The sequence below is a fragment of the Psychromonas sp. SA13A genome (assembly GCF_011378715.1).
Taxonomy (GTDB): Bacteria; Pseudomonadota; Gammaproteobacteria; order Enterobacterales; family Psychromonadaceae; genus Psychromonas.
Window position 1 is genome coordinate 328,810 of the sequence record NZ_WTKU01000002.1, and the last position, 9,042, is coordinate 337,851.

Genomic DNA, 9,042 nt, shown 5'->3' on the forward strand with positions numbered 1-9,042 from the left:
GGCAGAAAATAGTCTAATTAAGTGCTCTATTTTACTGTTTAAAATGGCTTATTACTTCGTTGTCTATTTGTTAAAAAATAACTATTAACACCCAAATATATTAGCAAACCATTATTTATCCATAAACAAACGTTTTAACAAAGCAGTAAACTCAAAACGAGTTTGATCTTCATTAATATGTTTGAAATCCCTGATCACTGGTTTTCCAGCTACGTAAACATGCTTAATTAGGTTTTCATTACACGCAAATAACCACCGATTAATAATATCTTCATTGCTACTTGCGGCAATAAAAGGATGTTGATTATCTAGAACCATAAAGTCTGCACGATGCCCTACTGCTAAACCTAATTTTACTTGTGCCGCTTGATTCCCGCCAAGTCGTGCTTGGTTTAGTAAAAAGTCACCGACATGATTTTGTTGATCACTATAAAGCCGATTACGTTGTTGATCTCGTAGCCGTTGGCCGTATTCGAGCGATCGCAATTCTTCTACTAGTGACAAACTAACATGACTGTCTGAACCAATTCCCCAACGGCCTTGAGCTTGCATAAATTCTACCGCAGGGAAAATGCCATCACCTAGGTTTGCTTCTGTTGTTGGACATAAACCAACGACTGCTTTGCTTTGAGCGATTGTTAATAATTCATTTCTATCAAGGTGCGTGGCATGAACTAAACACCAACGCTGATCGATGCCTATTTTATCACTTAACCATTGCACAGGACGTAGCCCACTCCATGCTAAGCAATCCTGAACCTCTTTTTGTTGCTCTGCGATGTGGATATGAATGGGTGTTTGATTAGATATCGCGCTTGATACTGTTTGTATTTGTTCTTGAGTGACAGCTCTTAATGAATGGAAACAAATGCCTAAATGATGTAATGGATGATCTGCTAATTGTTTTTCACAGGCTTGATGCAATGCTAAATATTGCTCACTATTGTTTATGAATCGCCTTTGCCCGCTATTAGGCACTTGTCCAGCAAAACCTGAATGAGCATACAGTACTGGTAGCAGTGTTAATCCTATTCCAGCTGTATCAGCCGCTTGCATTAACTGCACTGCCATTTCATTGATTTGAGAATAAGCCTGGCCATTTGGTTGGTGGTGCAAATAATGAAACTCTGCTACCTGGGTATAACCCGCTTTGAGCATATCAATATACAATTGAGTTGCAATAATACGCAGATCATTGGGAGTGAGTTTATTAACCACCTTATACATCAATTCACGCCAACTCCAAAAGCTGTCATTAGGATCTAAGCTGACCTCTGCCATACCTGCCATCACACGTTGAAAAGCATGTGAGTGAAGGTTTGCAACAGTGGGTATCACTGGCCCATTTAAATAGATTGCCCCGTTTACCATGGTGTTGATAGTGATGCTTTTGATGCTACCATCGATGACGTCGAAGCGAACATTATCTGCCCATCCATTTGCTAACAATGCTTTTCTTGCAAAATAAATCTGCCTAGCCATGAAATAACCCCACTATCATCGATTACAAAATACACGCTAAAAAAGAGGTTATAAGTGTAGCTGAAACTATCTTGTATATACAAGATAAACTTAGATCTATCTCTATCTGTTATAACCACAAAATACTGGGTATAATTGCTTATCAAAATATTTTTTTTTAAAACGTTGCATTAATGGCCCCTTCATAAACCAAGGTAAAATCGTGATCGAAACTACCAGTAGCATGATGAACAAGCTTTCTCAGTCGATAGAAGATTCTCCAGCACCTATTTATGCACGCGTGAAACAAGCAATCTGTCTGAAAATTAATAGTGGTGAATGGCAAGCCAACCAGCGAGTGCCTTCAGAATCGGAGATGGTTAAGGCATTAGGCGTGAGTCGAATGACGGTGAATCGTGCATTAAGAGAATTAACTGATGAAGGAATTTTAATTAGACAACAAGGCGTCGGCACCTTTGTTGCAAAGAAGAAAACACATTCAGCACTTTCAGAGATCCATAATATCGCCGATGAAATTGCACAACGGGGTAATCAACACCGCGCTGAGTTAATCGAGATAATACGCACTAATGCGAGTATGGAAGAGGCGATCAACCTTTCAGTACGTACCAATCACACGATATTCCGTGCAACCATCGTACATTTTGAAAATGAACTACCGATTCAAATTGAAGAGCGAGTGGTCAATGCGACCCTTGCCCCTGACTATGACAAACAAGATTTTCAACAGAATGAAACCTATGATTATCTAATGAAAGTGGCCCCGATGACAGAGGGCGAACACCTTGTTGAAGCAGTAATGCCTTCAGCTTACGAATGTAAACTATTACAAATTGAAGCCAATGAACCTTGTTTACAAATAAAGCGTCGAACCTGGTGTGATGACCAACTAGTCACTACCGCTCGCTTGCTTTCTCCTAGCTCACGGTTTCAACTATTCGGCCATTTTGGCGGCAAATAACGACCTACTTTATATAAACCTCACTGCTCTTAAGCAATAACAGACTGAATGTTCTGCTATTGCTTTGTCTACTTTGCACTGTTCATACTCATTAAATACTTTAACTTATACTTATTCCACTAAATTGCTGCTCATTGTTGTTGGTTCAAATACTCCAATTCTGCGTTAAAAACTTTACAGAGAGAAACAATTATTTGGCAGACTAAACTCTGTCTTGTTTTCCTGAATAAAAGTCAGATCACATATTTAGAAAATACCCGTCACCATTCAAGATGCAAAAATCAGCAAGCCGTGAGGTGAACAGATTCTAGGCATAAAGGCAAAGATCTAATGGGTTAAATCGAAACTTTATAACAACGAAGATAGTTGCATCACGACTTGTCCTGTGGGTCGTCAACTCGAAAACCAATACTGCATTGCAACATTTGTTAAGGACTATCCATTGTCATCATATTACGTCTTGTCTTGATGTCCGAGTTAGCGACTGAATATGTATCTTGATTGATAACGGGTCTAATTCACATGATTACTTTTACAAATGACTTGCACCGAATATTAAATGCAATTAGTATCGAATTTATAGTTGTATATACATGTATGCCTTATTGTATGTAGTTACATTTACTAAAAAATACAAGTCACTTTTACCTGACAACAGGTAGATGAAACTAAGTAACCAATGTTATGGAGAATTGCACCATGTTTGAATTGACCATTAATCCAGGAAAACTGACGCTTAATGAATTACGCAAGATTAGCCGTGAAGCCGTAAAATTATCTTTGCATGAAAGTGCCATTGAAGGGATCCACGCCAGTAATCAGATCGTTAATGATGTTATTGCCGATGACCGTGCCGTCTACGGAATTAATACTGGATTTGGTCTACTAGCCAACACACGTATTAAAACTGAAGATTTAGATGAGTTACAGCGAAGTATCGTACTATCACACGCGGCAGGCATTGGTAAATTAATGAGCGATGCCACCGTCAAATTGGTGATGACTTTAAAAGTAAACAGCTTAGCACGCGGTTTTTCTGGCATTCGCTTATCGGTAATTGAAGCATTGATTACTTTGGTTAATAAACAAGTTTATCCATGTATTCCACAAAAAGGCTCAGTTGGTGCCTCTGGTGACCTTGCCCCCTTAGCACATATGAGCGCCGTACTTTTAGGTGAAGGACAAGCTCGTTATAAAGGTGAGATTATTTCTGGACAAGCTGCTTTAGCGATTGCAGGGCTTCAACCTATTACACTAGCACCGAAAGAAGGTTTAGCATTGCTTAATGGTACGCAAGCATCAACAGCTTTTGCTTTAGAAGGTTTATTTCATGCCGAAGATTTGTTTGCTTCTGCCATTGTTTGCGGTTCGTTATCCGTTGAAGCTGCGCTAGGTAGCCGCAGTCCTTTTGATGATCGTGTTCACCAAGTTCGTGGTCACCAAGGACAAATAGATGCAGCCGCTGCATACCGTCATCTATTACGTGATAGCAGTGCAATAAGTGAATCTCATGTTGATTGTGAGAAAGTGCAAGACCCGTATTCTTTACGTTGTCAGCCTCAAGTCATGGGCGCTTGTTTAGATCAAATTCGTAATTCAGCTAGAACATTACATATTGAAGCAAACTCTGTTTCTGATAATCCGTTAGTGTTTGCACAAGATGGAGATATTATTTCAGCGGGTAATTTCCATGCTGAGCCCGTTGCGTTTGCAGCAGATAATCTAGCATTAGCAATTGCAGAGATTGGTAGTTTGTCAGAACGCCGTATGGCGTTATTGATTGATAGTGGCTTAAGTAAGTTACCGCCATTTTTAGTTAATAATGGGGGTGTTAACTCTGGCTTTATGATCGCGCAAGTGACGGCAGCGGCATTAGCAAGTGAAAATAAAACCTTTGCGCACCCTGCTTCTGTCGATAGCTTGCCCACTTCCGCAAATCAAGAAGACCATGTTTCGATGGCAACCTTTGCGGCGCGTCGTTTAAAAGATATGTCTGAAAATACTCGTGGAATTTTAGCCGTTGAAATTCTGTCTGCTGCTCAAGGTATTGATTTCCGTGCACCACTTAAATCTTCTGATGCATTAGAACAAGCAAAAGCAGAATTACGCGCACAAGTGCCATTTTATGATAAAGACCGTTACTTTGCGGCGGATATCGAAAAAGCGAATAACTTGTTAATACAAGCCGTACATAATGAGTTGATGCCTGCACAATTATTGCCGAGTCTATGATCTCGTGTTTATAAATAACCATACAAAATCTTGTTTTGGTTAATTAAAAGTAACGTTAACGATTGGCTGGTGTTTAAGGAAAGTATTCTTTTATTGAACATCATTTTTAAGCTTAATATTTCAATATAACTGTGGGGCATTTATGAGTACTTCCCTGAAAATTGATTCACTTTGGACTGGGTTTCATATTGCTACAATGTGCGATGGTCAATATCACTGCATAGAAAACGCTGCGATAGGCGTTACTAACCAACGTATAAGTTGGATTGGAAAGGAAGCCGATTTACCTGCTCATCAATCCCAAATAGAACATGACCTTGGTGGTGGCTGGGTTACCCCTGGCTTAATTGATTGCCACACACACTTAGTTTTTGGCGGTAATCGTGCCACTGAATTTGAACAGAGACTGAATGGTGTAAGTTATAAAAGCATCTCTGAAAATGGAGGCGGTATTGCTGCTTCCGTGAAATCAACACGAGAAGAAACCGAGCAACAATTAATACAATCAGCACAAGTTCGATTACAGGCGCTGATCAAAGACGGTGTGACGACTGTAGAAATTAAATCCGGTTATGGGTTATCTACTGAACACGAAATAAAAATGTTGCGTGCCGCTCGAGCTTTGGCAAGCGAACTTCCCGTTGAAATTAAAACCACTTGTTTAGCTGCGCACGCTTTACCACCTGAGTTTAAAGGCCAAGCAAATGCTTACATTGATTATTTATGTAATGAGTTATTACCTGAAGTCGCTGAATTAGAACTAGCCGATGCTGTTGATGCTTTTTGTGAAAATATTGGTTTTAGCACCGATCAGGTAGCACGTTATTTCAACACTGCACAATCTTTAGGGTTGCCCGTTAAAATCCACGCTGAACAATTATCTTCTCAAGGTGGCACTGAGATGGCTGCCAACTTTAAGGCTCTTTCAGCGGATCATATCGAATATATAACCGAACAAGATGTAAAAGCCATGGCTAACGCAGGCACGGTTGCAGTGTTATTACCGGGCGCATTTTTTACCTTAAAAGAGACACAAAAACCACCTATTGCCCTACTGCGACAATATAACGTACCAATGGCTATCGCTACCGATTCAAACCCTGGGACTTCGCCTGTACTTTCTCTCCGATTAATGATGAACATGGCTTGTACTTTATTTGCACTTACCCCTGAGGAAGCCCTAGCTGGTGTGACCATTCATGCCGCCAAAGCACTTGGATTAGCTGAAACTCATGGTGTTTTAAGTATCGGTAAAGTGGCAGACTTTGTTTGCTGGAATGTACAAAGTCCCGGTGAATTAAGTTACTGGATAGGCGGCGACCTTTTGAAAACACGTGTTAAAGCAGGAGAAATTACTCATGGCTAATTTCTTAGGGGATGATGTAGAGAAGGTAGTAAATAGTGAAGTAAAGCTTGCTGTAGGTGATGCGGAAGAAAAAGTAATAGATAGCGCAGCAAAAAGTATAAAAGAAAACGAAGTAAATAAAATGCGATCACCCTTTAACTTTTTTCAAGGTGATAGCCCAATCCTAGTCAGCATGCCACATTCAGGTACCAAACTTATAACGGGTATGGAGCAAAGGTTGAGCGAACAAGCGAAAGCATTACCTGATACCGATTGGTTTGTTCCTGAACTGTATGATTTTTTAGAAGCGATGAATATCAGCCACATTAGCGCGAATTACTCTCGTTATGTAATTGATTTAAATAGACCCGTTGATGATCGGCCACTGTATACCAGTAAAACAACGGGCCTATTTCCTGACATTCTATTTTCCGACCAGCCGGTATTCTTAGCAGGTCAAACACATTCGGAAACATTGAAAGCGCAAATAAAAAAACAAATTTGGGCACCCTACCATCAAAAAATTACTGATGAGTTAATACGTATTAAAGATAAGTTTGGATATGCCATCTTGTTTGATGCACATAGCATCGCTGCATTTGTACCTATGTTATTTACTGGAAAATTACCTGATTTCAACTTTGGAAATAATAATGGGCTTACTTGTGCGCCTGCGTTGCTAAATATTTTAAATAAAATAATTGCTTCAACACCCTATCAACAAGTGAGTAACGGTCGTTTTAAAGGCGGTTATATCACTCGTTCATTCGGCAAACCGCATCAGCAGATTCATGCCATTCAATTAGAATTATCACAGGCAACCTACCTCAAGGATGACTGTAATAACTATCAACTTGATCCCGCGAAAAAAACACAAGTAAGTGCGCTTTTACAACAACTATTTCAAGCTTTACTCACAGCAGGTAACCCAAGCGATTTAAATATTAAGGAAAACAGATAATGAATTTTAAAGAGATGATTTTAGAAGGGATCCCAAACACATTGCCAGAAAAAAAACAGCGTAGCACCGAGTTAAGCCATGCACCTAAAAGAAAAGATATTTTAAATCCAGCTGAAAAGAAACTAGCAATAAAAAATGCATTAAGATACTTCTCTCCTGAACATCATCAAGTACTTGCTGAAGAGTTTTACGAAGAGCTGCAAAATCACGGTAGAATTTATATGTACCGTTTTATGCCAAATTACAAAATATCAGCAAGGTCAATTGAAGAATTTCCACATCAATCAAAACAAGCAGCGGCTATTATGCTGATGCTGAGTAATAACCTTGACGATGCAATAGCACAACATCCTGAAGAATTAATTACCTATGGAGGGAATGGGTCTGTTTTTTCAAATTGGGCACAATACCTTTTGACCATGAAATATCTGGCTGAAATGACTGATCAGCAAACCTTAGTTTTATACTCAGGACATCCAATGGGCTTATATCCATCAAATAAAGAGGCACCTAGAGTGGTAGTCACAAACGGGATGATGATTCCAAACTATTCTAAACCGGATGACTGGGAAAAATTCAACGCACTTGGTGTGACTCAATACGGTCAAATGACGGCTGGTTCGTTTATGTATATTGGGCCACAGGGTATTGTTCATGGCACCACCATTACGGTATTAAATGCGGTACGAATGATCAAGGACCGTGACCAATCTACATTGCCTATTTTTGTTACTTCAGGTTTAGGTGGCATGAGTGGTGCACAGCCAAAAGCGGCGGTTATTGCGAAAACGATTGGTATTGTTGCTGAAGTTAATCATAAAGCGGCTTATAAAAGGCATCAACAGGGTTGGGTTGACGAAGTGCATGAGGAGATGGATAAGCTGATTGAACGTATTCATTTAGCAATCAAAGTGAACATCCCTGTTTCTTTAGCTTATCTTGGTAATATAGTTGATCTGTGGGAACGCTTAGCAATTGAAGATATTACAATTGACCTTGGTTCGGACCAGACTTCACTACATAACCCTTGGGCCGGTGGTTATTACCCAACAAATTATAGTTTTGAAGAAGCCAATGAGATGATGGCTAATGACCCCGAAAAATTTAAACAAGCAGTACACGACACTTTAAAAAGACATGTAAATGCAATTAATACATTAACGGCTAAAGGCATGTACTTTTTTGATTATGGTAATGCCTTTTTATTAGAAGCAAGTCGTGCTGGCGCGGACATTTTAAATCAAAATGGATCATTTAAATATGCTTCCTATGTGCAAGATATCATGGGCCCTATGTGTTTTGACTATGGCTTTGGTCCATTTAGATGGGTATGCGCATCATCTGATGGTAAAGATCTTGATACCACAGATCAAATTGCAGCAGAAGTATTACTGGCAATGCACAAGACTGCGCCAGCGGAAATAAAGCAGCAGATTGCTGATAACTTACTTTGGATCCAAGAAGCTAAAGAAAATAAGATGGTAGTTGGATCACAAGCTAGGATTCTATATGCCGATGCTGAAGGCCGTATGAGAATTGCCGTCGCCTTTAATAAAGCTATCAAAGAAGGAAGATTAACAGCACCTGTCATTTTAGGACGAGATCACCACGATGTTTCAGGAACTGATTCACCCTATCGCGAAACCTCAAATATCTACGATGGTTCTCAATTTACTGCTGATATGGCAATCCATAATGTCATTGGTGATTCATTCCGTGGAGCAACATGGGTCAGCATTCACAATGGAGGCGGTGTTGGTTGGGGTGAAGTGATCAACGGTGGTTTTGGCATGATGTTAGACGGTTCAGAAGACTGCGATCGTCGTGTTAAATCGATGCTGCATTGGGATGTAAACAATGGTATTTCAAGAAGAAGTTGGGCTAGAAATGATGGTGCGGTATTTGCAATTAAACGCGCCATGGAAGTGGAGCCAAACCTTAAAGTAACTATTCCAAACTTTGCAGATGATGCACTGCTTGATCAACTTATTAATTAACAGGCGGATTCAACATTGAAGTGCATAACGACTAAGCAGCTATAACTACCATATGTTCAGCCAT

6 protein-coding genes are annotated in these 9,042 nt (G+C 39.8%); 5 read left to right on the top strand and 1 reads right to left on the bottom strand.

Features of this window, described 5'->3' with window-relative positions; all coding sequences use genetic code 11:
• Nucleotides 1-111: 111 nt before the first annotated feature.
• Complete coding sequence (locus tag GQR44_RS04050) at nucleotides 112-1,482, bottom strand: formimidoylglutamate deiminase (protein ID WP_166369505.1); 1,371 nt, start codon at nucleotides 1,480-1,482, stop codon at nucleotides 112-114.
• Nucleotides 1,483-1,684: 202 nt separating this feature from the next.
• Here GQR44_RS04050 and hutC point away from each other — a divergent pair, with 202 nt between their 5' ends.
• From hutC to GQR44_RS04075, 5 genes are all read left to right on the top strand, one after another.
• Nucleotides 1,685-2,443 carry a histidine utilization repressor gene (hutC, locus tag GQR44_RS04055; RefSeq protein WP_166369507.1) on the top strand — a complete coding sequence of 253 codons (759 nt, stop codon included), beginning with the start codon at nucleotides 1,685-1,687 and terminating at the stop codon, nucleotides 2,441-2,443.
• A gap of 699 nt (nucleotides 2,444-3,142) precedes the next feature.
• Nucleotides 3,143-4,675, top strand: a complete 1,533-nt coding sequence (hutH, locus tag GQR44_RS04060) for a histidine ammonia-lyase (RefSeq protein WP_166369509.1) — start codon at nucleotides 3,143-3,145, stop codon at nucleotides 4,673-4,675.
• A gap of 142 nt (nucleotides 4,676-4,817) precedes the next feature.
• Nucleotides 4,818-6,041 carry an imidazolonepropionase gene (hutI, locus tag GQR44_RS04065; RefSeq protein WP_166369511.1) on the top strand — a complete coding sequence of 408 codons (1,224 nt, stop codon included), beginning with the start codon at nucleotides 4,818-4,820 and terminating at the stop codon, nucleotides 6,039-6,041.
• A complete protein-coding gene (hutG, locus tag GQR44_RS04070) occupies nucleotides 6,034-6,981 on the top strand; it encodes an N-formylglutamate deformylase (protein WP_205962955.1) in 948 nt (315 codons plus the stop codon). The genes hutI and hutG overlap by 8 nt, the downstream gene beginning before the upstream one ends.
• Nucleotides 6,981-8,978, top strand: a complete 1,998-nt coding sequence (locus tag GQR44_RS04075; RefSeq protein ID WP_166369513.1) for a urocanate hydratase — start codon at nucleotides 6,981-6,983, stop codon at nucleotides 8,976-8,978. The genes hutG and GQR44_RS04075 overlap by 1 nt, the downstream gene beginning before the upstream one ends.
• Nucleotides 8,979-9,042: the final 64 nt, after the last annotated feature.